This window comes from Variovorax sp. F042, assembly GCF_057814215.1.
In genome coordinates, this window is sequence record NZ_JBVASX010000023.1 from 1 (window position 1) to 23,543 (window position 23,543).

Below are 23,543 nucleotides of genomic sequence, written 5' to 3' on the forward strand. Positions count from 1 at the left end.
TGGCAGCAGCGTGATCTGGCTTCGATCCCCTGGCTCGATGAATCGCTTCATGTGGCAACCCAGTTCGTGGCGTTGTCTCAATCTAGGCGACGGTATTCACGGATTCAATGCGTTTTCACACAGCCTCGACTGATTGCAGACATTTGGCGCGCTCTCGCGGATGGGTACTATCGGCCAAAAGCAGACCTACCCATGATCTATCCAAGAACGGTTGATGAAGCTGTCTCCAAAGCCCGAGGGCTTCTTTCCGCTGAGGACAAGGACGTGCTTCGGAACTGTTCGCTGGAAGAGGCCGGTTGGCGATTGCATATGACGGTCGGACACCAGTTGAGGAACGAATTCGGACTGTGGTCAGAGGAGGCGAAGCCGCTCTTCGACATCAACGCAAAGATGCCCCACCGTCTCGCTGTCGAAGGTGACTCCGCGACGGGGATCTATTCTGCTGGAGCACTGTTGGTGCGAGCGGTGTGTGGGAAGTCGTCACAGTGCCACGCAGCGATTCGCCCGAGTATTTCAAGATGAGCATGGCGCAGTTTCTTGCGCGAGGGCTGTCTGGCCAAGTCAAGTCATCAGCGCTCCCCCCGCACTTCGCCTCGACAGTGGGCTCATTTGAACCGCATGCCGCGTAGGGCAAGATTCGGCAACCGGCCAAGATCAGACCTTCGCCTCTGACGTCCAATCCACCCATGAGATCGACACCCATTTCATCCGGGGTAGCTAGGCCCAAGCTCAAATGGGTGCTCTTGCAAGTCTTCCTCGTGCTGGCTTTCTTCTCGCTGAGCGCGCTGGTGATTGAGGCAGCATTCGCGATTCCCTTAGTTCGATACCAAGCTGATTACGGGAGAATCCCTGCCAATCTGTCGCACTGCGACGCTATATCTTTGCCAGGGAAGCGTGGTTTCTCCCCAACGTGTGCGAGGTTCGGGTCTGTGGAGACGAACTTCGCTGGCTTCGCGGCACTTGGCCTTGGCTTGAGCGCTACGGTGTTTCTGCTCGCGTGGTCTGCTCGGCCTGGGCGTGGGCTGAGATTCGGTCGCCAGCCGTAACCAAGCATCTGAGATGCTTGCATCGAAACCGCTAAGCGACCGGCCAAGAGCGGCCGCTCAACACGGTCTACTCTCGGAGTGGTCGAGTCCAAAAAATCACTTCTCGCGATAACCTATGAAACGAATTCCTGATCGCCACGCCCCCGACGATTGGACTGAGGAAGGAGCCAAGATTCTTTCCGAAGCAAGCCTTGCGAAAATCAAGAATGCGTTGGCTAGAGGTCCTGTCATTGTTCAGCACTGGTTCTATCGAGGGGCAAGTTGTCCATGTGTCGTTTCGTTCGAGGACCTCGAAGAATTTGAAGCCTATCTGGAACAGCATGCAATTCCGGGTGATGCCTTTGAGGTCTGGAGCTTCAACGAGGTCTGCAAGACGGAAAACGTGCTCGCTGAAGGTAAGCTGCATGACTCGGATGGCTGCGTACCTAGGGGCGGCGCCTACTGACGACCGCCGCGTCCGGCTGCAGCCGGCCATAACCAGACATTCCCAATGACCATCCAGCTGCCCGCTGTCTACCGCGTTTTCATCGAAACGAACGGTCTGTTTGAGGGCTTCGCTGACTTGTCGGGTGAGGAACACTACGTGATCCTCTGGAGCGAAGATGAGGTCGCCACCGCTAATTCAGAGATGGGCGTGGATGTGTACGCGCCAGGTTTCGTGGCCATCGCTGGGAACGGTGGTGGTGAAATCTATGCCTTCGACACGGTTGGCGCTGTCTTCATGCTTCCGATGATCGGCATGGAGCCAGAAGCAGCAATCAAGGTGGCTGACGACTTTCTCGAGTTTGCGCGGGGTTTTCAGCGGGCAGTGTCGTCGGGAAAGTGACCCGTGAACGCTGCATGGGGCCACAACCGGCCGTTCGCCAGGCCCTCAGACCCTTCATGAGCTCTCATTCAAAAACTATGAACCGCTGGACTCCGATTTCTCGTGACGAACTGGAGGAGTTGGTGTCCGCTCAGCTCTCCGAGTGTTCATCAGAATACGCCCAGCAATTTGCCCGTGTTCGCGTCCCGTTTCGGACCGCTTCGATCATGCGTAACGGTGTGAGCGAATCAGTATTTGTCGTAGCGCAGCTTGAAGAAATGGCCATTTACTACGAAGACGTTGAAGATGGGTTCAACGTTTCAGAGGTCGCACCCGATGGGTCTATCGCCACCCCTGGCTTCGAGCAGTGGACCATCGCCGATGCGATTCAACATCTTCTGGCCTTCCCTTACGATTGCGTTCCCCGCGGGCCTACTTCCTCTCTTCGTTGACAGGCAAGGTTCGGCCAGACCCGGTCCTTCGACTATTACCTCTGGCACGGAGAAATGACGCCTCATGAAAGCCATCGCTGTTGAAATCTCTCAAGTGGTTGACGACAGCGGGTTTCCGGCTTTCGTGGAATGCCTCTTGATCGATGCGATGGGTCAGATTCACCGCTTCGTAGAGAAGGAGCCCGTCGTGAGTGCGACTGCGATCGACATCGAGTCGCTTCCCGCGCTTGGCGTTATCGCTTGTGAAGTCGAGTCAGAGTGGCTTGATTCGGAGGGGCGCTTGGTGGTCCGTGCTGCGACGACGCGACCCTGGGGAGTCGAGTCCACCGCAGGTAGCAGCAGTTTTGTTGTGCTTGCTGAGCAACTGCGAAAGATTTAGGCGTCAGACAGAATTCGGCCAAAAGCGGACGGTCGGTGACCGTCTTCACAGAGAGTCGACACAGAGGCTTTTGAAACCTGCAGAGCTGCCCAATGACGTCTGAGCGTTGCGTGTAGGAACGGCTGTTTATGGGGCGCCGTATAACATCCAGTGCTTTCACATCCACGTCGGAGGGGCATTCTAATGAACAGACTTATTCAGACCATTGCGGTGGCTGCCTGCGCGGTGGCCCGCCGTGAAGCGGTTGTCTTTGCCGCCGGTGCGGCGGCGGCGTGTATGCTCTCTCTGGCTCCTTCATCCGCGCTGGCTCAGCAACTTAAGATCGGCTACGTGGACTTCGAGCGCGCGATGCTCCTGTCGCTCCCCGCCAGGGCTATGCAGGACAAGCTGGCTGCCGAAATCCGCCCTCGACAGAAGCAACTGGATGAGTTGGAAGCTCACCTCAAGGCCGTGGCCGACCAACTGGATAAGGATGGACCCACGCTGTCCGAACACGATATCGGTCGCAGGCGGCGCGAACTGCTCGATCAGGAACGCGACCTCAGGCGAAAGCTCCTTGAGTTCAATGAAGAGGTGGCTCAGCGCCTCAACGAGCAGAAGGCCGAGCTATGGGACCTGACACACCGTGCGATCCGGCAGATCTTCAAGCAGGAAAAGTACGACCTGATACTGCAGGATGCCGTTATGGCTGCGCCCACGGTGGACATCACTAACGAGGTGATCAAAGCGCTCGCGACTGCTGCCCCTGCGGCGCAGTGACAGGCACTCACGACGAACATCACTCATTTTGAGAGAACTTTGTGAGCTTGACGATCGATAACAGGCTCTTTATCAGCGGGCTGGTGCCGACAGCTCGATGAGTGGCTGCTTGGGGCCCATTTGAGAAATTGGACCTCGCCCAAAGCAGCCGGTCGGGAGTCCAGGTCGGTGCAAGAGCGCACACACTCGCGGGTCCAATGGCTGGAAATCGAAATTTGCGAAGGCCCAACGGCGCGCTGCGCGAAAGTCGGATGGCGCCAGCGGAGCAACAAAGGAGGGCCCGGATTCACTCGCTAAGGTTCATTGGCGCTCCGCAGTTCCAGGCTCGTGCCGCGTGTCCCTCTACCAGCTTCTTAGGATTCCATTGCGCGGCATCAATTACTTACAATCCGTTGCGTTACGTTTCGCCGCGCAGCACAACTCGCGCCTCGTATATCCATTTGCACCCGCTCATGCCTTCGTCCAGACCCGCCTGCCACATCATTCGCAATGCCCGTCTAGCCGCAGGGCTGACCGCCTCTCTGGCACTGTTCGCCTGCGGCGGAGGTGGAGGTGGTGCGGGTAACCCGGCATTCTTCGTTCCCCCCGCGCAGCAGCCCGCCGCGCCTGCGCCCGCCGGCCCATCCAGCCCATCCGGCGAATCCACTGTGCTGATGCGCGTCAAGCCGGAGGCGGTCGGCGTCAACTGCACCTTGGGCGGCGCACGCGTCGAGGCCGGCCTGGACGCCGACAACAATCACGTGCTCGCGGACAGCGAAGTCACGTCCACCCAGTACATCTGCAACGCCACCGCTGCGGTGGATGGCCTCAGCACGCTGGTGCGCATGCGGGCCGAGCCCGCCGGCAGCAATTGCGCACATGGCGGCTCGCAGGTGCTGGCCGGCAAGGACCTGAACCGCAATGACGTCCTTGAGGATGCGGAGGTGACCAGCTCGGCCTACGTCTGCGGCGGTAAGCCGGGTGCGACAGGCGCTGCGGGGTCGAATGGCCGCGACAGCCTGCTCGCATTCGCCGCCGAAGCACCGGGCGGCACCTGCGCCTATGGCGGTCAACGGGTGCAGTCCGGGCTGGACCTGAACGCCAACGGCGTGCTCGATGCCGCAGAAGTCACGGCCACGGCCTACGTGTGCGCGGCCGCGCCGGCCGACACGCGCTGGGTCAGCGTCACCGCCTCGAGTGTCCAGACCGAGTCGAACACCGGCTATCAGGCGAATGCGAGCGCCGGCGTCACGCTGACGCTGCCGCCCGCGCCCACAGTGGGCGATTGGATCAAGGTGGTGGGGGTGGGCAGCGGCGGGTGGACCATCGCGCAGAACGCAGGGCAGCGAATCGAAACGCGCGGCCTGCCCGGCGGAACGGACTTGGACTGGCGCTCGGCGGCGCCCACCGGTAGCTGGAGCGGCCTGGCCTCGTCCGCCGATGCCACCCGTCTGTCGGCAGTGTCCACCAGCGGAGAGCTGTATACCTCGAGCGATTCCGGCGCGAACTGGGTCCTGCGCCTCACTGGACAGGTCTGGAGTGGCGTCGCTTCTTCCAGCGATGGACTTGCGCTGGTCGCCGTAACCAACGGCGGTGCGATTTTCCGCTCGACCGATGGCGGCGGCACGTGGTCCAACGACGGATCGTCCCGAGCCTGGAGCGCGGTGGCCAGTTCCGCCGACGGGTCGCGCCTGGTCGCGACTGCCTACCTCGGGCAGATCTGGACTTCGTCGGACGGCGGCAGCAGCTGGACGGCGCGTGATTCGAACCGCGCCTGGCGCGCCGTGGCCTCTTCGGCCGATGGCCGGGTTCTGGTGGCGGCCACCAATGGCGCCCAGCTGTATGTCTCGACAGACTATGGAGTGAGCTGGACCCCGCGCGCGAGCGGCCAGTTCTGGTGGTCAGCCGCGGCGTCGGCCGACGGCAGCATCCTGTACGCCACCGCGGACACGGGCGCCGTCTGGGTTTCCACCGATTCGGGTACCACTTGGGGAGTGCAGAGCGTCAACCGGGACTGGCGAGGCATCGCCACGTCCGCCGACGGCCGCTACGTCGTGGCCGCCACCAGCGGCGGCCGCCTCTACGAGTCCAGCGACAGCGGCCAGACCTGGCGCGCGACCAGCGACGCCGGTGCCTGGACTGCGGTCGCGAGCAGCGCCGACGGCGTGAAGGTGGCCGTTGCCAAGGCGGGCTCAGTTATCCAACTCGGCACGCGCCGCACTTCGACCACCCTCGGGACGGCCGGGTCGATTTCCGGAGGGCAGCAGGACTCGCTGGAGTTGCAATACGTGGGAGGCGGCGTGTTCTTGCCCGTCGGCTATGTGTTGGCCAATGTGGCATTCGTCATTCGCTGAATCCGCTTCGCGGCTCCTCGCACGCTAGTGTGCGGTCCCGTTGATACGTGAGCAAAGTCGATGTAGCTTTTCAAGGACCGAACGGCGATGGCGGTCCACTCGAAGGGCTGGCATCGGGGGTTGTAAGCGGTGGTGAGCGCTCGATGCGTTGCACGAGCTGCTTGACGCTGGAGAATGAGCCGCGGTGGGGGCTCTTGTCGGTGATGAGGGCGAATAAACATTCGACCCGATTAAGTCAGGAGCTGTAGGTCGGAATGGAAGTGCACGTGCCAGCGCGGGCGAGTCGCCAGCCACGCCTTGATCTAATACGCTGGCCGAAAATTCCAAACCAGTGATGCAAATCCCCGGGGATTCCATTTGAGTGAAACACGGGTTCCACTTTGAATGATCGGTGCGGGCGTATGTCTTTGATTTCAAAAAGACAGCGGTTCCCTTTGAATGAAGACCTACATCGGTGTCGGTTTTCAATGTCGGGTCCTGGCCGGATTCCGCCTATAGTCCAGCGCACGCATGGCTCATGACTGGAGATGTTTCGCTCGAACTTACTTGCGGTTCGACTTCCAGGTTGACGCGGAAGACGCAGGAGTAAGGAGGCCACAGATTGTCTCTCTGAATTGAGCACTGCAGCATCGCCTTCTTGCTCGATGGAACCTCGGGGGCTGCGGTACAGGCATAGCCCTGCAAAGTCAACTTCCGAGCTAGTTCTGCAAGCGGCTCGCCCTTGGATGCAGTCAAAACGGCATCAAGCTTTCGACTTTCCCTCACTTCGATCGGAGCACATCCGCTAGTCACCAATAGCACCGCGGGAAGAACCAGTGCTAGTAGTAGCCGAACTATCGAGCGGAACTTCTGCGTATTTGCTGCTGGCATGGTTTGAAGCTTACTGCTTAGTAGAAGCATCGAGTCTGCCTCTGGCCAAATTCTGCTGTCGCCTACACATGTCCCAAGTCATCGAGCCGTCGGAGCTCCTCGGCGCCCTCCTCGGAAGCCAGGAAGATATTTCGCATAATCTGCGGAGTGATAGGCCGACCAGCCTCACTGACAAGAGGCTGATGCCCGCCACGTTCCAGAGCCGAAAGCAGCGCTCGCGCTTTTGCAAAGACGTCTTCTGTTCGATTGCAGAAAAGCTCTTGGTCGAACACTGGCTTTCCGGCGGAAAGACGGTCTCGCACGTCAAGAACTCCGAAGTTTGTAATTCGCCGAACTTCGCTCACCAACGAGGCGGACGGGTCACACGGCGCTGTAGAAATGGTCACGCGGCTCATCTTCGTTGGGGGTGATTGGGAATGACTGGTCTTGGCCGATAGTACCCACTCGCGTGAGGCCGATGGATGTCGCCAATCGCTGCATACCCGCCGTTCGCAGACTCGAGTGCCGACCTGGGTGCAGCACGTTCCGACTGTTTGCGGCGCGCTCTCAGTCGCCGATAAGGGGTATTTACGTTCCTTTCGGTATCGTCGGTTGGTCCGCGGCGTTGGGCTTCGCGGCAGCGTCGCGCCGAACATAGACACAACCGGGGCGCTTTGATGCTTGCACGAGATCTTGCGATCGACGAACTCGCCTGGCGCTGCACGCGGACAACGCCGTAGGAGAGCGCATGACTGGACGGTGGTGCAGTACGAGTAGCCCTGCTGCGTTCAATGGGATCTTGCAGCGTATTCTGCGCAACACTGTGTCGATGGCTTGAGACGCATGCTCAGGTGGCAACGCAGCTTGCGGAGTGCGCCGTGGCGTTGTACTTCCACGGCATGGTTGCTTCGGCGAGATTGAGCGATACGCGACGGGCGCTTGTGAATGGATGTGTCTCAGCCCTCTGCTTCTAGGTCGGATGGTTGGGCGCGTCGCCTCCCATACGCGTTTCAAGCAGTTTCAGTAGTGCGCGCAGGGCGGCACTGTTGTGCCGGCGCTGCGTGTACGCCGCGTAGAGCCAGATGTCACGTGGCATGAATTCCTTGAGCACTGGGACCAGGCTGCCGCGTTCTGTGTAGGGCTGAGCCAGCAGCGCCGGCACACACACTGCGCCGATGCCGGCGAGTGCCGCGGCGACGAGAGTGCTTGAGTCGTTTGCATCCATGCGTCCGTAGATCGGGAGGTTGTATGGCTCGCCATCGACTTCGAACGGAATGTGCGGGGCCCCCCCCGATAGCGAGTAAGTCAGCACGTCGTGCTGTCGCATGTCATCGATCGTTTGAGGGATGCCGCGCCTGGCCCAGTAACTGGGTGTGGCGCAAAGGATCAGTTCCACGCGTTGGAGGCGACGCACGATGAGGTTCTCGTCGTCGATGCGCCCGAACCTCAGGGCGATGTCGACACCTTCCTCCACGAGATCGACCACGCGATTTCCGATCTGTAGGTCGATATGGACATCTGGGTAGAGCGTGAGGAACTCGCTCAGCAGGCTGGGGAAATCGGTCTGCACGAGCCCGTGAAGCCCCGCCACGCGCAGACGACCGCTTGGGCGGGAGCCATGCGCCTGCAATTCGCTGTGCGTGGACTCGACCATCTCCATCAGCGGCGCGCTGCGAAGCTGGAGCAGCTTTCCAGCATCGGTCAATGTCACCGAACGCGTTGAGCGGTTCATAAGTCGTACGTTGAAGCGCGCCTCAAGCGTCGCGACATGCTTGCTTGCGCTGGCCTTGGAGATTCCCAGCTTGCCCGCTGCGCGCGAGAAGCTGCCGACATTGGCGACCTCCAAAAAGGTCTTCAGAAGATTAAACCCGTCCATCAAGCATCCCGGCCCGCTCGGACTGACGTTGTGGACTTTCCGCTTGTCTCATTTTTCTTTTTAGAAACGCTCAGGCGTGCGCTAGTGCACGGCATTCACGAGGAGCCCATCGGCTTCCCAGCCACCTCCCAGCGCCATGAAGACGGCGACTTGATCCTCTGCCAACAGGGCCGCGGACGTTGCCAGAGCGGCTTCGCTGGCTGCCAGGGTGCGCTCGGCATCCAATGCTTCAAGCTGACCGGTCTTGCCGTTGACATAGAGCTTGCGCGCCTGCCGGACGACGATGGCACTTTGATCTCGCGCGGCCGAGAGCGCAGCGTGGCGTTCCAGTTCGCGGGCGTAGACATCGAGTGCCGTTTCCACCTCGCGCAGTGCCGTCAGGACGGTCCCGTCGAAGCGGGCGGCGGCAACCCGGGTGGCCGCCTCGGCCTGCGCGATGCGAGCGCGGGCAGCCCCGGTGTTGGCTAGCGTCCAGTTGATCAACGGACCCAGGCTGTAGCTGAGCGTCTCCCGGTTTCCCAATCTTGCCAGGAAGCCCGCCGAACTGGCAGACAGGCCAAGCGACACCTTGGGGTAGAGGTCGGCTGTTGCGACGCCGATGCGGGCCGTGGCGACGGCGAGGCTGCGTTCGGCCTGGCGAACGTCGGGCCGCCGGCGCAAAAGGGCTGCGCCGTCTCCGACCGGAAGCAGTCCCGTCAAACGCGGTGGCTGCTCGCATATGGCCACTGCTGCGGGGAAGTCGCGAGGTGCAGCGCCGGTCAGGGTGGTCAACCGATACAACGCACCTTGACGCTGAGCGCGAAGCGGCGGCAACGCCGCGCGCAGTTGTTCCAACTGGCCTTGCGCACGTGCAATGTCGGTTTCCCCCACCTTGCCCGCTCGCTGCAGCCGCTCGGAGACTCGGATCGCCTCTTCCTGCAGACGAACCGACGCCTGCGCTGCACGCAAGCGATAGCCGCTTGAACATGCCTGTGCATACGCATGCGCCACCCCGCCGGCCACGTTCACACGCACAAGGTCCAACGCCGCCTGCGCGGCGCCGGTGCCGGCCTCGGCCGCTTCGATGGCGCGGCGCAGCTGACCAAACAGGTCCAGTTGATACGACAAGGAAACCCCCGCGCTGTATGTGCCGCGGCTGGGCGGCTCGTCGTCGCGCTGCAGGAGGCTCAAGCCCGACACGTGCCCGAAGCCGGGACCACCGCTGGCTGCCACCGTTGGCCTCTCATATCCGTGCACCTCTGCCGCCAGCGCTCGGTCGCGCTCCAGGTTGGCCACGGCCTGCCGCAGGTCGGTGTTGTGTTCCAGCGCCTGTGTGATCAACGCGTCCAGTTGCCGGTCGTCGTAGAGCCTCCACCATTGCGGCGGCAGCGTCGTGTCCGCCGCATCACCGCCGGCAGATCGGAAGGTGCCCGCGGAGGCCGATTGCGCGAAAGACAGGGGGGCAGGAGGCACGTAGTCCGGTCCCACGGGCGCGTGGGCACAACCGGCGAGCAGCGCGCTTGCGGCCGCGACGGTGGCCAGAAGTCGATACACGGCAGTCATCCCCGGTTTTCCGAAGTTCGGGCCGTGACAGCCGTGGTCCGAGCGGTCTCGAGAATTTCAACGGTGACCGTCTGGCCTGCGACGAGACGGGTGCCAGACGACGTCTGGTCGAGCTTCACGCGCACGGGCACGCGCTGCGCGAGCCGCACCCAGTTGAAGGTGGGATTGACGCTGGGAAGCAGGTTGGCGCTGGTGCTGCGGTCACGGTCGGCGATCCCGGCGGCGATGCTCTCGACGGTGCCCTCGAGTGCCGGGCCCCCCATGGGCGTGACCCGCACGCGGTCGCCCTGACGAATCCGAGCCAGCTTGTTTTCCTCGAAATAGCCTTCGACATAGAAGGAACTCGCGTCAACCAACGCCATCACGGGGTGGCCGGCGCTCGCATAGGCGCCCTGGCGCAGGTCGAGGTTGGTCACGAGCCCCGCGGTGGGTGCGCGCACCTGGGCGCGCTCCAGGTTCAACGTCGAGGTATTCAACGCGACCTGCGCTTGCCGCAACGCCGCTTCGGCAGCTTGAAGTGCCCCTTTGGCCTGGTCCACCTTCAGACGCGACTGCTCGCGAGCTTCCAGCGAGATCAGATCGCCCAGGTTGGAATTGCGCTGGCTCTCGCGCTGCGCCTGTGCGAGCGTGATGCGCTGGTTGCTGATCGCGATGCACTGCGTCTCGACGGCGGCCTGGGCCTGCTCTCGCGCCAGCTCGAAGCGGGCCTTGTCCACCGAGAACAGCAAGGCGCCAGCGGCAACGAACTGGTTGTCGTGCACCGCCACGTTCGCGACCATGCCGGACACGTCAGGCGCGACTTGCACGACATTGGCCCGCACGCGTCCGTTGCGTGTCCACGGGGCGAGTTCATAGTGATCCCATAGGCGCCATCCCGCCCAGGCGGCTGCAGCCACCATCAGCACGGTGACTAACAGACGAACGACGGGACGGGCAAGACGGGAAGTTGAGATGGGCAAAGGGAGGGCGTCAGGTTTCATGGGTTGAAGCGGTCCGGATATCAGGACGAGGTGGCGGTTGCGCCGGTGAGACAAGCCAAGGCACTGAGCACCAGGACGTACAGCGCAAGGTCAAACAGGGTGGGGTGCCAGATCCATCGGTAGGCACCGACGATGGCCAGCAGGCGGCGCATTGCCCAGGCACACGGCAGCGCGCCGGCTGCCAGCAGCAAAAGCCAGGGCAACTGCATGCCCCAAAAGTTGACTTCGATCATGGTTGGAGCGCGGCGGGAGCGGCCGGAAAGAGGTTGCGTCGAAGGCCCACGAGTGCCGCGACGGCAGGCCGCTCGGTGTCCGCGATCAGGGCATCGAGCAACAGCCGATCGATATGCGGCAGCAGCGGCGCATGACGCGGTGGTGCTCCTGCCACCTGGGCGCGAAAGACGAGCGCCAATTCCTTGAAGAGGCGGCTGACGGGGCCTGCCGGAAGGCGCGCGCGATGCCCCTGCAGCGCGGCGATGTCTGCCCCCATGCGCAGTTCGCGCAGCGCGCGGTGTGCTGCGATCCGGACCGCTTCGGGACCGTCGGGAGCGATGCGCGGCGCCAACAGCGCGATCCGGTCGAGCATGCGCGAGGCAAAGGCGTCCCGGGCGGATGCGTCCTGCGCATGGGCGGCCAGATCGGCGAGGTCATGCCACGTCGCGCGGCGTATGCGCCTGACCGTCCAGTCGCGCCCCACGCTGCGCATGAGCGCGGTGACGCGGGCCGCGATCACCGCACCCACGAACAAGGCCAGGTTGGAGCCGATGAAGCTCACCCAATCGGCGGTGGCCGTGTCTTGAAGGGCGAGCGTTCCGGCGACGCCGAAGAACATGCCAAGGGCCGACAGGGAACTGGCCGGTCGTGCCATGTAGCACCCAACCACCAAGAACACAGGCGCGATGCACAGCACCAGCATGCCGAAGTCATGTGCCAGCGGCATGACCCCCAGGACATAAAAAGCCGACACAGGCAACGACCACAACAGCGCCGTGATGAACTTGTGCATGGCAGGCACCGGATCGTCCAGGGTGGCGAAGAAGCTGCAAAACACGGCAGCGCCCATGGCCATGGCCGATCCGAAGGGCCAGCCCGCCGCAATCCACAGCGCGCACGAGAGGCAGGTGCCCAACACCGCAGTGATCGCCGACCGCAGCGCAAGCCCTCTGTCCAGGTGAAGCACCCTGCGACCCAAAGCCGCGGTGCGCCGCAACGCCACCGGGTTCCCGGCGATGCCGGCGTCGATATCGCCGCGCAACGCGGTGCAGGCCTCCCAGTGCGCGACCAGGTCCTCCAGGCGGGTTGCCAGATCGATCCGCAACGCGCGGATCCAGGCTGAAGCGGCCGGACCGTCCGCTATGGCGCCAAAGGCGGTGCGCGCTTCGTCCACTACTGCGTTCGTCGCGCTCGGGGCCAGCCAGCCTGAATGCTGCGCGAAGGTCGAGCCGATGTCATCCGGCACGCCGCCTGTGGCGGTGCACAGCGCTTGCAGGCAATCTTCCACCGCCGAGAGCACCGGGGTGAGGGCGGCCAGACGGTCCTGCAGGGCGTCGATGGCGCCCCCGGTCCAGCGCAGATGGGTGTCAAAGGGCACATGCGTGGACAGCAGGCGCAGTTGTGTGATGTCCAGGGCCAGCCGCTGGCGGTCCGCCGCCATTCGAGCGTCCTTGGCTTCGATCGGCGGCTCGCGCAGCAGGTCGGTGAGCCATTGCCGCGCATCGCCAAGTGCGCGATCCATCACGCCAAGCAGGGACGGGGCCAGGCCGGCAGGAAGCGCGATGCTGTGGACCACGCTGGCACACAGGATGCCCAGCCCGATTTCAGTGACCCGTGCGACGGCCGTGTCGAACATCGCCGCGGGCGCTTCGACCAGAGGGAAGCCGATCAAAGCGGCCGAGTAGCCAGCCAGCATGAAGACGTAAGAACGCGCGCTGCGGTCCAGCAGCGACACATACAGGCACAGTCCCACCCACAACGCCAAGGCCAGCGACAGGAGCTCCGGGGACCCGGACAGCGAGGGAACGAGCACCACGGTTGCTGCGCACCCAAGCAAGGTGCCCGCAAAGCGGTAGAGCGCCTTGGAGCGCACATGACTGGCCAGAGGATGGGCCACGATGTAGGCGGTCATCATGGCCCAGAAGGGCCGGGGCAGTCCGAAGCGGCTCGACAGGTACAGCGCAAACATGGCGGCGACGAAGCTCTTGAGAGAAAAGAGCAACTCCTGCCGAGAGAAACGCGGCAGCGCGATCACGCGGCGCCCCGAGAAATCGCACGAGCGCGCATCCATGCGAAACGCGAGCGCAAGCGCAAACCGCCGACAGTGATGCTGGCAAAATCGCGAAGCCGTGGGTGAGCGGTGCTCGTCAGCTGTGCCAGCTCCCGCGTCGGAATCGTTGGGCACAGCAGCGTGCTGAAGCATTGCGAGATCGATTCCGGAAGGGCACCGCCGGCGGTGTCCCATGATCGGCGAACCGCGCCCGTCAGCACCAGCCCGATGAGAAGAATGAGCAGTGGCTGGGCCGAAACCATCTCGTTCTTATTGAGAATCATTTTCATGCGACGATGCTAGTGATCGGCGCATGCGCCGAGAATTGCAAAGTTGGACGAATGACTTCTCTTTTCGGTCATCGCGCAGAAGGCGTGCCCCGGCAACGATGCGGAGCCTGCGTCAGCGCGGATGTCGTGACTCGGTGTGAGGCCTGAAGTGGGCCTTGCCCGCCAGCACGTCCGAGCGACAGGCGCTGCAGCGCGGCGGCGATGCCTTCGGTGCAGCAGCAGGAAGAGCGGTCCCTCTGCGTGCCTTGGCCGATCGAAACCGCTTCGAACAGAGCACCCGTTCCAATGCACGAACAAGCCCGTGGCGGGAGCAACACCCACTTTCTCAACATGCGAAGCGCAGAATTCGGTGAGCTAGGTCTGGACTACGAACCGTCAGTACCCGTGATGGCACTGCGCGTCGATGTGGCGGCGCGCGAGCGAGAGATTCCTGTGCACGAGCACCGGTCCGGCCAGCTCGTGATCGCACTGCGCGGTGCGGTCTCCTGCGAGGTGCCCGGCGCGCTGTGGATGGTCCCACCCCAGGCGGGCGTGTGGATTCCGGGCGGCACGCCGCACAGCAACCGAGGAACGGCGAACGCGCAGATCTTCTACCTCTTCGTCGAACCTGGCGCTGCCCCATTGCCAGATCGTTGCTGCACCTTGCGCATCAGCCCGATGCTCAGTGAGATGATTCAGTACCTCGCAGGATTGCCGCCCTTGTACGAAGCCGGCGGGTCGACCGATCGACTGGCGCAGGTGCTGCTCGACCAGCTGTGCGCGATGCCCACGGAGGAAATGTTCCTGCCGATGCCCGAGGACGCAAGGCTCAGAAAGATCTCAACGGCGATGATGCGCGATCCCTCCGATCGCAGGACCCAGACGAACTGGGCAAGCGAACTGGGCATGAGCGATCGAACGTTGAATCGACTGTGCACCTCGCTGACGGGCCTGAGTTTTGGCCGCTGGCGGCGCCAGCTGCAGATGATCGTGGCGCTTCGCGAGCTGTCTGGTGGCGCGACCGTCCAGCAAGTCGCCTATAACCTGGGCTATGAGTCGCCCTCTGCCTTCAACACGATGTTCAAGAAGGCTTTTGGAAAGCCGCCCGCCACCTACATCAACGACCGCTTTCGGGTCGATGGATGACACGCGATTTCATGTCAGCGCGTCGCCGCACACCAGCGGCCATCCCATCGACACACTCACCTGTAGGCCCGGGCGTGGGTCACACCACCGTCCACCACCAGGGTAGCGCCCATCACGTAGTCACCTGCACGCGACGCCAGGAAGATCGCCGCGCCTGCGATGTCCTCTGAAGTGCCGATGCGTCTGGCGGGTATGTGTTCGGACAGTTCGTCGCCGCGGTCGCGCGCGTTGCGGTTCATCTCGGAGGGAAACGCGCCAGGTGCGATGGCGCTGACCGCGATGTTGTCTTGCGCCAGGCGCAGTGCCATGCGCCGCGTCAGGTGGATCAAGCCCGCCTTGCTGGCGACGTAGGAGTAGTTCTCCTGAGGATTGAGCCCGATGCCATCTGTGGACGCGATGTTGATGATCTTCCCCACACGCTCCTTGGCCGCGGCGCGCAGCGGGTCGGACAGCGCCTTCGTCAGGAAGAAGGGTGTCTTCATGTTGAGATCGACCACCTTGTCCCAGCCGCTTTCGGGGAAAGCATCGAAGTCTTCTCCCCAGGCCGCGCCCGCGTTGTTGACCAGGATGTCCAAGGTGGTCTCATGCTGCGCGTAGGCAGCGGCCAGGGCCTGGCAGCCGTCGACGGTGGAGACGTCGTAGGGCAGCGAGACACAGTGTCCGTGCGTCGACAGTTCCGAAGCCGCCAGATCGCATGCCGCGGCCTTGCGCGCGCTGATGTAGACGCGTGCGCCTTGCGCCAGAAATCCCTCGGCGATCATGCGGCCAATGCCCCGCGAGCCACCCGTGACGAGTGCGGTACGGCCTTGCAGAGAAAAAAGGTCGCGCGTCAGCATCGCGATGCCTCGGCCGTGGTGTTCTTGCGCATGTGAAATATCTCCTGTCTGATTTTTGGGCGCCAATGACGTACTGGCCTGGATGAAAACGACACGGGAGCTCTGGCAGAGCGCAGGCGGTCCGTGCTCCCCGGCTGGCCCACCGGTGTGGCCCCAAGGTTCGTGACCACAGGCCCGCTGCGCCGCTGTCTGCGGAACTGCCGCATCGGCAGTCCGGCGGGATCAGTCCACTTCGAGAAGGGCTCGTCTCACGTAGGCGGTGCCATCCAACAGCCGCCGAGCGGTTCGGGTGAAGTGCACTTCTCGGACCGACCACTCGTCGTCGGCAGCGCGAGCCACGTTCGCAAAAATTCCGATCACGCCGCTCGGATGACCGATGCGGATGCGCGTGGGACCGGCATGACTGCCTCGCGCCTCAGCCGGGATCGTTCCTGCGATCTGTGCTGCCACGGAAAGGCAGACCGAGCCACCGCCTGGAAAGGCCTTGTGCATCGCGCCGCCATTGAGAACCATGCGCGCCACGAAGTCGATCTCCGATGACTTGACGATTCGGTCGCCGCCGATGGTTCGGTAGTCCTGCGCTTCGCCGATGAGGATCTGGTAGGGCGTGAGGGTTCCTGACGCTGGCAGGTTGCAACGATCGGCGGCCCAGCGCCTGACCTCCTCGGCCATTTCGTAGATGTCGGAGTCGAGCTGACCGGGAAGCTCCGTGCCGGTGACGCCCAGATCCGCTGCGCGGATGAACACACATGCCGTGCCCACATCGACGATCGACACGGGTATCTCGCGACCGAGTTTGGCGACGTAGACCGAATCACGTGCCTGCCCGGTGGGCAGCAACCTGCCCGTGGTGGCCCCGCTGGTGCCGGAGTAGTCCAACGCGACCTCGGCGCCCTTGGCGGGCACCCCATCCACTTCGGTGTCGCCTTCCACGAGGGGCTCGCCGTGCGCACATTGCACCACCATGCGCAGAATCTTGCCAGTGTTGGTGTTGTGCACGCGCACCGTGGTGGCGGGCTCCTGCACGGGAATCAAGCGCTCCTGCAGCGCGTAGACGCCGGTGGCCGATGAGATGTTGCCGCAGACGATCTCGAAGCTCACGCTGGGCTGATCGATGCCGATCTGGACAAAGGTGTAGTCGATGTCTGCGTCAGGCCGTGACGGGGGGCCGATGATTGCGCATTTGCTCGTGAGGATGTCGGCGCCTCCCAGCCCGTCGATCTGGCGCACATCGGGGCTCCCGAACAGCGCCAGCAGGAATCGCTGCAGCGCCTGCGGATCGGAGGGCACGTCGCGCCGTGCGAGAAAAACAGCCTTGCTTGTGCCGCCGCGCATCAAGGTGACCGGAACGCTGATTTGTTCTTTCATTCATTCAGTATGCGCGTGCGCATGGCGCGCGTCCTTGCAGTTCGGCTGCTCTGGCTTTAGCAGAACTACACGCTTGAGACTCTTTAGGAAAGCTAAATAGTGCGCAGCACAAATCCAATGACCGGGCGGCCCTGGGTCACCACACTTCCTGCTGCCGTGGCCATCGCCACCGGAACAGGAGACACCTTTGAAGATCATCAAGCGTACGGATTCCCACATCCGTGACACCCCCGGCGGCATGGTGCTTGTGGCCACGCAGGCAGGCGGGCTGCCCCCCCAGTTTCCGCCGATCGAGTTCGTTCACAACGACCAGCCGGTCGAGGAAATAGAGCTCGGCTCGACCGGGTCCCTCTACAGCTTCACGGTGGTCCATCCCGGCAAGGACAAGCCCGCCTACGCACTGGCGATGGTCGACTTCGAGTCGGGCGTTCGCGCTTTCGGTCGGCTCCTGTTCGATGGAAGCCCGCCTGCGATCGAAAGCCGCGTGCGCGTGGTGCCCTTCGCATTGCCGGACGGCACACCCGACTACGCTTTCCAGGAGCAATGAAATGAAGCCACCAATGATCACCGGCGTGGGCATCACCGACTTCGGCCGCTTTCCGGAGCTCACCGAAGAGGCCATGGTCCAGTCGGCCATTCTTGACGCTCTGGAAGATGCCGGCACGCGACTCTCCGACGTACAGGCGTTCTACTGCGGCAACGCGCTCGGGGCCATGCTGCCGGGGCAGCGTGCACTGCGTGAACTGCATGCGCACGGGGGCGCCGTCTACAACGTGGACAACGCCTGCTCCAGCGGCGCGACCGCACTGAATCTCGCATTGCAGGCGCTCAAGGTCGGTCAGTACGACACGGTCCTGGTGTTCGGAATGGACCATCTGAGCGGTCTGGGCGGCGGGCCGCTGCAGCTGAGCCTGCAAGACTGGAACAACAGGCGGGGCATGATCATGCCCGCCTTGTACGCCATGCGCGCGCGGCGCTACATGCACGACCGCGGGCTCAAGATCGAGACGCTTGCGGACATCTCCGTGAAGAACCGAAAGCACGGTGTTCTCAACCCCATCGCCAAGTTTGCAAAGCTGGCGACGCGCGAGGAGATCCTTGCGTCCCGCCCCGTGGCCGAGCCGCTCACGCTGCTGCAGTGCTGTCCCGCCGTGGTCGATGGTGCAGCGGCCCTCGTGCTCAGCACCAGACCTTCTCAAGGCGTTGCAAAGCCGGTTCAGGTCCTGGCGTCCGTGGTGCAGTCCGGCTTGTTCGAAACCACACCGGTCGATATGACGGAGGCCGAAATCACGGCGCGTGCCGCCAAGTTGGCTTATGAGCAGGCCGGTGTGGGACCACAGGATCTCAGTCTGCTGGAAGTGCACGACGCCTTCACCATCTCCGAATTGCTCTACTACGAGGCGCTGGGGCTTTGCGATCGCGGCAACGCGGCTGCGTTGCTGCACAGCGGTGCGACCGCGCTGGGCGGGCGGGTGCCTGTCAATCCGAGTGGCGGCCTTCTCGCCAAGGGACATCCGCCCGGCGCAACCGGCGTCGCACAGATCGTGGAGGTCTGCGAGCAGTTGCAAGGCCGCGCGGGAGCTCGGCAAGTGCAGGGGGCGCGAATCGGCCTCACGCAGGTGACTGGCGGCGGTATCTGGGGCGTGGATCACGCCGCCTGCGCCATCCACATTCTTTCGCTCTGATCGGGTCGACATGAACCAGAAAAATCCAACCGCGCCTGCCTCGTTGCAAGGCCTCGTCGCCGTCGTCACCGGAGGGGCGAAGGGCATCGGCCTTGGCATCGCCCGCGAGCTTGCGCAGAGCGGCTGCCGCATCGCGCTGTGGGACTTCGACGACGAAGCCTTGCAAGCGGCCCAGCGCAGCCTTGCGAGCGAGGGGTTCGACGTGAAGACCTTCAAGGTCGACGTGAGCTCCGTGGAGCAGGTGGAGTCGACGGTGACTCAACTGCTGGCATCCCATGCCCGCATCGACATCCTGGTCAACAACGCCGGCATCGGTGGAGACAAGCTTGTTTCCAAGATGGACCTGGCGTTCTGGAGTCGGGTGATCGAGGTCAACCTCCATTCGCAATTCATTTGCTCCAAGGCGGTCTTAACCCAGATGGCGGAAAACCGGTTCGGACGCATCATCAACATCGGTTCGCGTGCCTGGCTGGGCAATCGCGGCCAGGCGGCCTATTCCGCTTCCAAAGGCGCCGTGGTGAGCCTGACCCGCTCGCTGGCGCTGGAATATGCGCGCAAGGGCATCACCGTGAATGCCATCGCCCCGGGCATCGTCGAGACGCCGCTGTTTGAAACGCTCACCGAAGAGGTCAGGCAGGGTCTTCACAAGACCGTGCCGATGGAGCGCATCGGCCAGCCGGAAGACATCGGTCGTGCCGTTCGATTCTTCGCGGAACCAGGCTCCAGCTACGTCACGGGGCAGCTGCTTTACGTTTGCGGTGGACGCAGTCTCAGCAGTCCGTCGGTGTAGTGAACCGATGCGGATCCAAGAAGAACATCCAACGAGATCGAAGGTCGCATGCTCGCAAATGCATTGAGCGGATTGAAGGTGATCGACTTCACCCAGGTCATGGCGGGTCCCACGTGCACGCTGTGCATGGCCGACCTCGGGGCCGACGTCGTGAAGGTGGAAGCCCCCACAGGCGATCTGTCGCGAGCGCTGTCGCCATGGGTTCATGGCGAGGGCGTTCCTTTCCTGGCGCTCAATCGCAACAAGCGCAGCATCGTGCTCGATCTGAAGCAGCCGACCCACCGGCAAGCGGCGCTGCAGCTGGTCGCGCAGGCGGACGTGCTGGTGGAAAGCTTCCGCCCGGGCGTGATGGAACGCCTGGGGCTTGATTACGCCACGGTGGCTGCGGCCAATCCGCGGCTGATCTATTGCTCTGTCTCCGCGTACGGTCAGCACGGGGCCGCGAGGGACCTGCCCGGGGTGGATGGCGTGCTGCAGGCCGTGAGCGGCCTCATGAGCGTCACCGGCGCGCCCGGCGGCCAGCCGTGCAAGGTGCCGGTGCCCGTGGTCGATCTTGTCACGGGGTCGTTCGCAACCATCTCGATCCTGGCTGCCCTCGCGGATCGCCAACGCACGGGGCTGGGCCAGCATGTGGAAGCAAGCATGTTCGCCAGCGCCATCGCGCTGCAGCATGTGAGTTTCGCGTCCTATTTCGCAGATGGCCAGGTGCCCGGCCCGCAGGGAAACGCAGCGCCGTATTCGACGCCGAACGAGTCCTTGCGTTGCGCCGACGGATGGATCATGGTGGCGGCCTATCACCCCGCGCGATGGCAGGCCTTGTGTTCCGCCATCGGTGCGCCTGAACTCGCATCGGACCCACGCTTCGCCGAAAACAAGAATCGGTTGCAGCACCGCGAGGCGCTGTTGCGCCTGCTCGAAGCACGCATGCTTGCGCATCCCCGTGCCTTCTGGCTCGAGCAGTTCGCGGCCGTGGACATCATCTGCGGGCCGATCAACAACTATGCCGAGGTCGCGCAATCCGCGCCCTTCGTCGAAGCGGCGCTCACAGAGACCTTGCAGCATCCGGTCGCAGGTGCGTTGACCATGCCACGCAGCGTCATCGGTGCGGTTGGCGAGCGGCCTCAGGCGCGACGGGCCGCTCCCACACTCGGACAGCACACGCGCGAGGTGCTGTTCGAACTGGGAATGCCGCCAGCAAACATCGAGGCGGTCATCGCCGCCGACTCTCCTTCGAACTGAGACACACCCATGCCCATCGTCAAGACAGTCCAGGATGGCGTCGCCATCGTCACCCTGAATCGGCCCGAAGCCATGAATTCCATCGACCCGGAATCCAACGAGCAGTTGCTCGCGATCTGGGAGGAGATCTCGATCGACGAGGACATCCGCGTCCTCGTTCTGACCGGCGCGGGCGAGCGTGCGTTCTGCACAGGTGCGGACCTCAAGAAGACGATGCCGCCTGCCGACAGCGCAGCCCGACAGGTCTTTCGCGCTGGCACCCGACATTCCAATTTCGGCACGCTGCAGACCGACAAGCCTGTCATCGCCGCGATCAATGGCTATGCCCTGGGCGGCGGACTGGAACTGGCCTTGCTTGCGGACATCCGCATCTGTTCCGACAACGCGCAGTTCGGATTGCCGGAAGTGCGCGTCGGCAGCATCCCAGGCGCCGGTGGGACGCAACGCCTGATTCGCGCGGTGGGCCAGTCGGACGCGATGTGGATGCTGCTGACGGGCGAGCGCATCGATGCGAACGAAGCGTTGCGAATCGGATTGGTCAGCAAGGTCGTTCCCCTTTCCGTGCTGCAGGAAACGGCGGTCAACCTGGCACGCGCAATGGCTGCCAATGCGCCATTGGCGATGACCGCAGCCAAGCGTCTGGCCATGACCGGACGGGAGCTGCCGCTTGCGGGTGGACTCGAATTGGAGCGCCAGGCCTTTGGCGTGCTCAGGGACAGCGAGGACCGACTGGAAGGACGCCGTGCGTTCGCCGACAAGCGCGCTCCGGTCTTTCGCGGGCGCTGACTGTGCCTCGCACACAGGCGCCAAGCGTCGTGGGTCGCTGCGCGCTCGAACCCCCGAGTGGCCTCGTGCCGAGGCCACAGCAAGCGACGTGACCTCGCTGAATTTCCCTGGAGCAACTCTTGAACAAACCAAGTACCGCCTGGCTCTGCAGCCTCGCACTCATCGTTGCCGTGTCCTTCGGCACGTCGTCGGCCATGGCGCAGTCGGCCAGCCGTCCGCCCGCAAGGATTCTTGTGGGCTTCTCGCCTGGCGGGACACTCGATGTGGTCACACGAGCGCTTGCGGATCAGCTGCATGAGCCGCTCCATCGCACGGTCGTGGTGGAGAACAAACCCGGCGCTGGTGGAAAGATCGCGGTCGATGCGCTGCGTGCCGCGCCGAGCGACGGGAGCGTGGCCATGCTGTGTCCTGACTTCCTGCAGTCGATCTATCCGTTCGTCTTCAACAAGCTCAGCTACGCGGCGCAGCGGGATATCCTGCCGGCGTCGACGGTGGTCGAGTTTCCGATGGCGCTGGCTGTACCCGCATCCTCCCCCGTCAAGACCTTTGCCGAATATGCTCAATGGGTGCGCGCCCATCCCGAGCATGCCAACTTCGGCCATGCCGCATCGGGAGGCCCAACCCATTTCCTGGGATTGCAGATCGCCAAGGTCATCGGCACACCGCTGCAGGACGTGCCGTTTCAGGGCGCAGCCCCGATGATCGTGAATCTCGTCGGTGGCAATGTCGCCGCGGGAAGTTCGACGGTCGGAGACTTCGCGCAGCATCACAACGCCGGCAAGCTTCGCGTGCTGGCAGTCACCTCTGCGCAACGCTCGCCGCTTCTGCCTGACGTTCCGACGTTCGGCGAACTCGGTCGAAAGGAGCTCACCGCGGTGGGCGTATTGGCCATCTGCCTGCCGCCTGGAACGCCTGCGGTCGTCGTCTCCGAATGGAGCACTGCGATCCGAAAAACGGTGGCAACCGAGCAGTTCGCGCGCAAGATCCGCACGCTCGGCTTCGTGGAGGCGGGAAGCTCGCCGGCCGAGGCTCGAGCCCGGTTCGGCGAAATGCGCGCCTTCTGGGAGCCGGTGGTCAAGGCTTCGGGATTCAAAGCGGATTAGGGGGGCCGCGAAGGCCGGTGTTCGCACACTGGCTGGACAGCAACTCGACGGAGGATTGCGGGCGCCGCAGAGGAAGAGGCGCGACGGTGCGCGCATCGGCCGCAGGATCAGCCAGGGCCATCGCTCGCGGCCGCGAGCAGCGGCACCAGGATATCGCTGATCGGCGTCGCGAGGCCTAGAGCCCGGCCGCGACGCGCGACGACACCGTTGCGGATATCCCATTCGAGCGGCCGGCCGGCTTCGCGATCCGTGAGGATGGATGTGCCCATGTCTGCGGGAGAGGTCTGGAACCTGTCGAGAATTTCCTGGGGCACCCCGTCGTCGAGTTCTGCGCCTTCGGCGCGCGCCACGGCCAGGCATTCCCGCAGATAGGCAAGGGCGAGCGCGGCGATATCGGACCGGCCGAACATGCCGCTGCGGCGGTGCGTGAGCACCATGAGTCCGGCCACCGCGTTCTGCAGCAGTTTGCGCCAGGCCAGCGCGTGGAAGTTCGCGGCCAGCTCGACCCGGCAGCGTGTGCCTTGCAGCGCCTCGGCCACCACGCGGGCGTGCGACGTGTCTGGCAGGCTCAGGCGCATGTCTGCGCGCAGGCGCACCGAGCCGTCGGCTTGGGCCTGCACAGGGAACCACACGACCGCGGGAACGACCTGCCCGGCCCGGGCATGCAAAGCGACCCGCTCCAGCTGCTCGACGCCGTTCTGCAGAACGCACACGACGGTCTTCGGGCCACTCAACACGGTGAGCCAGTCTGCCGTCGCCTCGATCTGTGTCGCCTTGACCGCCAGAAACACGAGGTCAACCGTCCCGCCGATTCTTGCGGGATCCACCTGCACCGGGCCGGGCATGGTGATGAGGCGATCGCCATCGTGAAGCGTCAGGCGCGCCCGGGGTGTGCGGCCGCACAGCAACGGTGTACGACCGGCTTCGTGCAGTGCCGCCGCGATCGCGGTGCCGATGGCACCCGGACCCACGACCGCGATGGATGCAGCCCTTGTTGTATTCATGAACACAGACTCCTTCGAGCGTCCCTTCAGCGT

Annotated in this window: 23 protein-coding genes and 2 pseudogenes; 14 read left to right on the top strand and 11 right to left on the bottom strand. The window is 63.6% G+C overall.

Annotated features, from left to right (window positions below; all coding sequences use genetic code 11):
• The first annotated feature begins 192 nt into the window (after window positions 1-192).
• The 7 genes from ACZYSP_RS34590 (at window position 193) to ACZYSP_RS34620 (ending at window position 5,774) form a co-directional block, all read left to right on the top strand.
• Window positions 193-522, top strand: coding sequence for a DUF6794 domain-containing protein (locus ACZYSP_RS34590; RefSeq protein WP_489019078.1), 330 nt, complete (start codon window positions 193-195; stop codon window positions 520-522).
• Between the two features lie 639 nt (window positions 523-1,161).
• Complete coding sequence (locus tag ACZYSP_RS34595) at window positions 1,162-1,491, top strand: hypothetical protein (protein ID WP_176656916.1); 330 nt, start codon at window positions 1,162-1,164, stop codon at window positions 1,489-1,491.
• A gap of 45 nt (window positions 1,492-1,536) precedes the next feature.
• Window positions 1,537-1,872 carry an SMI1/KNR4 family protein gene (locus ACZYSP_RS34600; protein ID WP_489019081.1) on the top strand — a complete coding sequence of 112 codons (336 nt, stop codon included), beginning with the start codon at window positions 1,537-1,539 and terminating at the stop codon, window positions 1,870-1,872.
• 56 nt (window positions 1,873-1,928) lie between these two features.
• On the top strand, window positions 1,929-2,303 hold the full coding sequence (locus ACZYSP_RS34605) for a hypothetical protein (protein WP_489019083.1): 375 nt from the start codon (window positions 1,929-1,931) through the stop codon (window positions 2,301-2,303).
• A 64-nt stretch (window positions 2,304-2,367) separates the two neighbouring features.
• Window positions 2,368-2,682: a hypothetical protein gene (locus ACZYSP_RS34610; RefSeq protein WP_489019085.1), complete on the top strand. Its 315-nt coding sequence runs from the start codon at window positions 2,368-2,370 to the stop codon at window positions 2,680-2,682.
• A gap of 183 nt (window positions 2,683-2,865) precedes the next feature.
• Complete coding sequence (locus ACZYSP_RS34615) at window positions 2,866-3,441, top strand: OmpH family outer membrane protein (protein WP_176656917.1); 576 nt, start codon at window positions 2,866-2,868, stop codon at window positions 3,439-3,441.
• Between the two features lie 452 nt (window positions 3,442-3,893).
• On the top strand, window positions 3,894-5,774 hold the full coding sequence (locus ACZYSP_RS34620; protein WP_489019088.1) for a DUF7151 family protein: 1,881 nt from the start codon (window positions 3,894-3,896) through the stop codon (window positions 5,772-5,774).
• A gap of 24 nt (window positions 5,775-5,798) precedes the next feature.
• Here the strand turns inward: ACZYSP_RS34620 and ACZYSP_RS34625 are convergent.
• The 8 genes and pseudogenes from ACZYSP_RS34625 to ACZYSP_RS34660 all read right to left on the bottom strand — a co-directional run.
• Window positions 5,799-6,076, bottom strand: a pseudogene (locus ACZYSP_RS34625) (IS630 family transposase); the annotation flags it as partial.
• 1,517 nt (window positions 6,077-7,593) lie between these two features.
• A complete protein-coding gene (locus tag ACZYSP_RS34630; RefSeq protein ID WP_489019109.1) occupies window positions 7,594-8,283 on the bottom strand; it encodes a substrate binding domain-containing protein in 690 nt (229 codons plus the stop codon).
• Window positions 8,284-8,322: 39 nt separating this feature from the next.
• A pseudogene (locus ACZYSP_RS34635) lies at window positions 8,323-8,499 on the bottom strand (LysR family transcriptional regulator); the annotation flags it as partial.
• An 81-nt stretch (window positions 8,500-8,580) separates the two neighbouring features.
• Window positions 8,581-10,041, bottom strand: a complete 1,461-nt coding sequence (locus ACZYSP_RS34640) for an efflux transporter outer membrane subunit (protein WP_489019090.1) — start codon at window positions 10,039-10,041, stop codon at window positions 8,581-8,583.
• On the bottom strand, window positions 10,038-11,021 hold the full coding sequence (locus tag ACZYSP_RS34645; RefSeq protein WP_489019092.1) for an HlyD family secretion protein: 984 nt from the start codon (window positions 11,019-11,021) through the stop codon (window positions 10,038-10,040). Before ACZYSP_RS34645 ends, ACZYSP_RS34640 begins: the two co-directional genes overlap by 4 nt.
• A 20-nt stretch (window positions 11,022-11,041) precedes the next feature.
• Window positions 11,042-11,254, bottom strand: coding sequence for a DUF1656 domain-containing protein (locus ACZYSP_RS34650; RefSeq protein ID WP_354339081.1), 213 nt, complete (start codon window positions 11,252-11,254; stop codon window positions 11,042-11,044).
• A complete protein-coding gene (locus ACZYSP_RS34655) occupies window positions 11,251-13,305 on the bottom strand; it encodes an FUSC family protein (RefSeq protein ID WP_354339080.1) in 2,055 nt (684 codons plus the stop codon). Before ACZYSP_RS34655 ends, ACZYSP_RS34650 begins: the two co-directional genes overlap by 4 nt.
• The gene (locus ACZYSP_RS34660; RefSeq protein WP_354339078.1) at window positions 13,266-13,574 is read right to left on the bottom strand and encodes a hypothetical protein; all 309 of its coding nucleotides are present in this window, start codon (window positions 13,572-13,574) and stop codon (window positions 13,266-13,268) included. Before ACZYSP_RS34660 ends, ACZYSP_RS34655 begins: the two co-directional genes overlap by 40 nt.
• 285 nt (window positions 13,575-13,859) lie before the next feature.
• On the opposite strand from ACZYSP_RS34660, the gene ACZYSP_RS34665 reads away from it, so the two are divergent.
• Entirely contained in the window at window positions 13,860-14,699 is an 840-nt protein-coding gene (locus tag ACZYSP_RS34665; protein ID WP_489019095.1) for an AraC family transcriptional regulator, read from the top strand.
• A 56-nt stretch (window positions 14,700-14,755) separates the two neighbouring features.
• On the opposite strand, the gene ACZYSP_RS34670 is transcribed toward ACZYSP_RS34665, so the two are convergent.
• Together ACZYSP_RS34670 and ACZYSP_RS34675 are read right to left on the bottom strand one after the other, a co-directional pair.
• Window positions 14,756-15,535 carry an SDR family oxidoreductase gene (locus ACZYSP_RS34670; protein WP_354339077.1) on the bottom strand — a complete coding sequence of 260 codons (780 nt, stop codon included), beginning with the start codon at window positions 15,533-15,535 and terminating at the stop codon, window positions 14,756-14,758.
• 222 nt (window positions 15,536-15,757) lie between these two features.
• A complete protein-coding gene (locus ACZYSP_RS34675; RefSeq protein WP_354339076.1) occupies window positions 15,758-16,903 on the bottom strand; it encodes a PrpF domain-containing protein in 1,146 nt (381 codons plus the stop codon).
• Window positions 16,904-17,090: 187 nt separating this feature from the next.
• Here ACZYSP_RS34675 and ACZYSP_RS34680 point away from each other — a divergent pair, with 187 nt between their 5' ends.
• The 6 genes from ACZYSP_RS34680 to ACZYSP_RS34705 all read left to right on the top strand — a co-directional run bounded on the left by ACZYSP_RS34680 (window position 17,091) and on the right by ACZYSP_RS34705 (window position 22,506).
• A complete protein-coding gene (locus ACZYSP_RS34680; RefSeq protein ID WP_354339075.1) occupies window positions 17,091-17,450 on the top strand; it encodes a Zn-ribbon domain-containing OB-fold protein in 360 nt (119 codons plus the stop codon).
• Window position 17,451: 1 nt separating this feature from the next.
• Entirely contained in the window at window positions 17,452-18,588 is a 1,137-nt protein-coding gene (locus ACZYSP_RS34685) for a thiolase family protein (protein ID WP_354339073.1), read from the top strand.
• A gap of 10 nt (window positions 18,589-18,598) precedes the next feature.
• Window positions 18,599-19,378 (top strand): SDR family NAD(P)-dependent oxidoreductase, encoded by a 780-nt coding sequence (locus ACZYSP_RS34690; RefSeq protein WP_354339072.1) that lies wholly within the window; start codon window positions 18,599-18,601, stop codon window positions 19,376-19,378.
• A 48-nt stretch (window positions 19,379-19,426) separates the two neighbouring features.
• Window positions 19,427-20,617 (top strand): CaiB/BaiF CoA transferase family protein, encoded by a 1,191-nt coding sequence (locus ACZYSP_RS34695; protein WP_489019099.1) that lies wholly within the window; start codon window positions 19,427-19,429, stop codon window positions 20,615-20,617.
• Window positions 20,618-20,626: 9 nt separating this feature from the next.
• Window positions 20,627-21,403, top strand: a complete 777-nt coding sequence (locus ACZYSP_RS34700) for an enoyl-CoA hydratase/isomerase family protein (protein WP_354339068.1) — start codon at window positions 20,627-20,629, stop codon at window positions 21,401-21,403.
• Window positions 21,404-21,522: 119 nt separating this feature from the next.
• Window positions 21,523-22,506, top strand: a complete 984-nt coding sequence (locus tag ACZYSP_RS34705) for a Bug family tripartite tricarboxylate transporter substrate binding protein (protein ID WP_354339067.1) — start codon at window positions 21,523-21,525, stop codon at window positions 22,504-22,506.
• A 107-nt stretch (window positions 22,507-22,613) separates the two neighbouring features.
• Here the strand turns inward: ACZYSP_RS34705 and ACZYSP_RS34710 are convergent, their stop codons facing one another.
• The gene (locus tag ACZYSP_RS34710) at window positions 22,614-23,510 is read right to left on the bottom strand and encodes an oxidoreductase (protein ID WP_354339065.1); all 897 of its coding nucleotides are present in this window, start codon (window positions 23,508-23,510) and stop codon (window positions 22,614-22,616) included.
• Between the last annotated feature and the right edge of the window lie 33 nt (window positions 23,511-23,543).

Excerpts from the sequence above, each read along its gene's own strand:
- ACZYSP_RS34590 (WP_489019078.1), top strand. The coding sequence starts at position 193 with ATGATCTATCCAAGAACGGTTGATGAAGCTGTCTCCAAAGCCCGAGGG.
- ACZYSP_RS34595 (WP_176656916.1), top strand. The coding sequence starts at position 1,162 with ATGAAACGAATTCCTGATCGCCACGCCCCCGACGATTGGACTGAGGAA.
- ACZYSP_RS34600 (WP_489019081.1), top strand. The coding sequence starts at position 1,537 with ATGACCATCCAGCTGCCCGCTGTCTACCGCGTTTTCATCGAAACGAAC.
- ACZYSP_RS34605 (WP_489019083.1), top strand. The coding sequence starts at position 1,929 with ATGAGCTCTCATTCAAAAACTATGAACCGCTGGACTCCGATTTCTCGT.
- ACZYSP_RS34610 (WP_489019085.1), top strand. The coding sequence starts at position 2,368 with ATGAAAGCCATCGCTGTTGAAATCTCTCAAGTGGTTGACGACAGCGGG.
- ACZYSP_RS34615 (WP_176656917.1), top strand. The coding sequence starts at position 2,866 with ATGAACAGACTTATTCAGACCATTGCGGTGGCTGCCTGCGCGGTGGCC.
- ACZYSP_RS34620 (WP_489019088.1), top strand. The coding sequence starts at position 3,894 with ATGCCTTCGTCCAGACCCGCCTGCCACATCATTCGCAATGCCCGTCTA.
- ACZYSP_RS34630 (WP_489019109.1), bottom strand. The coding sequence starts at position 8,283 with ATGGAGATGGTCGAGTCCACGCACAGCGAATTGCAGGCGCATGGCTCC.
- ACZYSP_RS34640 (WP_489019090.1), bottom strand. The coding sequence starts at position 10,041 with ATGACTGCCGTGTATCGACTTCTGGCCACCGTCGCGGCCGCAAGCGCG.
- ACZYSP_RS34645 (WP_489019092.1), bottom strand. The coding sequence starts at position 11,021 with ATGAAACCTGACGCCCTCCCTTTGCCCATCTCAACTTCCCGTCTTGCC.
- ACZYSP_RS34650 (WP_354339081.1), bottom strand. The coding sequence starts at position 11,254 with ATGATCGAAGTCAACTTTTGGGGCATGCAGTTGCCCTGGCTTTTGCTG.
- ACZYSP_RS34655 (WP_354339080.1), bottom strand. The coding sequence starts at position 13,305 with ATGGATGCGCGCTCGTGCGATTTCTCGGGGCGCCGCGTGATCGCGCTG.
- ACZYSP_RS34660 (WP_354339078.1), bottom strand. The coding sequence starts at position 13,574 with ATGAAAATGATTCTCAATAAGAACGAGATGGTTTCGGCCCAGCCACTG.
- ACZYSP_RS34665 (WP_489019095.1), top strand. The coding sequence starts at position 13,860 with ATGCACGAACAAGCCCGTGGCGGGAGCAACACCCACTTTCTCAACATG.
- ACZYSP_RS34670 (WP_354339077.1), bottom strand. The coding sequence starts at position 15,535 with ATGCTGACGCGCGACCTTTTTTCTCTGCAAGGCCGTACCGCACTCGTC.
- ACZYSP_RS34675 (WP_354339076.1), bottom strand. The coding sequence starts at position 16,903 with ATGAAAGAACAAATCAGCGTTCCGGTCACCTTGATGCGCGGCGGCACA.
- ACZYSP_RS34685 (WP_354339073.1), top strand. The coding sequence starts at position 17,452 with ATGAAGCCACCAATGATCACCGGCGTGGGCATCACCGACTTCGGCCGC.
- ACZYSP_RS34690 (WP_354339072.1), top strand. The coding sequence starts at position 18,599 with ATGAACCAGAAAAATCCAACCGCGCCTGCCTCGTTGCAAGGCCTCGTC.
- ACZYSP_RS34695 (WP_489019099.1), top strand. The coding sequence starts at position 19,427 with ATGCTCGCAAATGCATTGAGCGGATTGAAGGTGATCGACTTCACCCAG.
- ACZYSP_RS34700 (WP_354339068.1), top strand. The coding sequence starts at position 20,627 with ATGCCCATCGTCAAGACAGTCCAGGATGGCGTCGCCATCGTCACCCTG.
- ACZYSP_RS34710 (WP_354339065.1), bottom strand. The coding sequence starts at position 23,510 with ATGAATACAACAAGGGCTGCATCCATCGCGGTCGTGGGTCCGGGTGCC.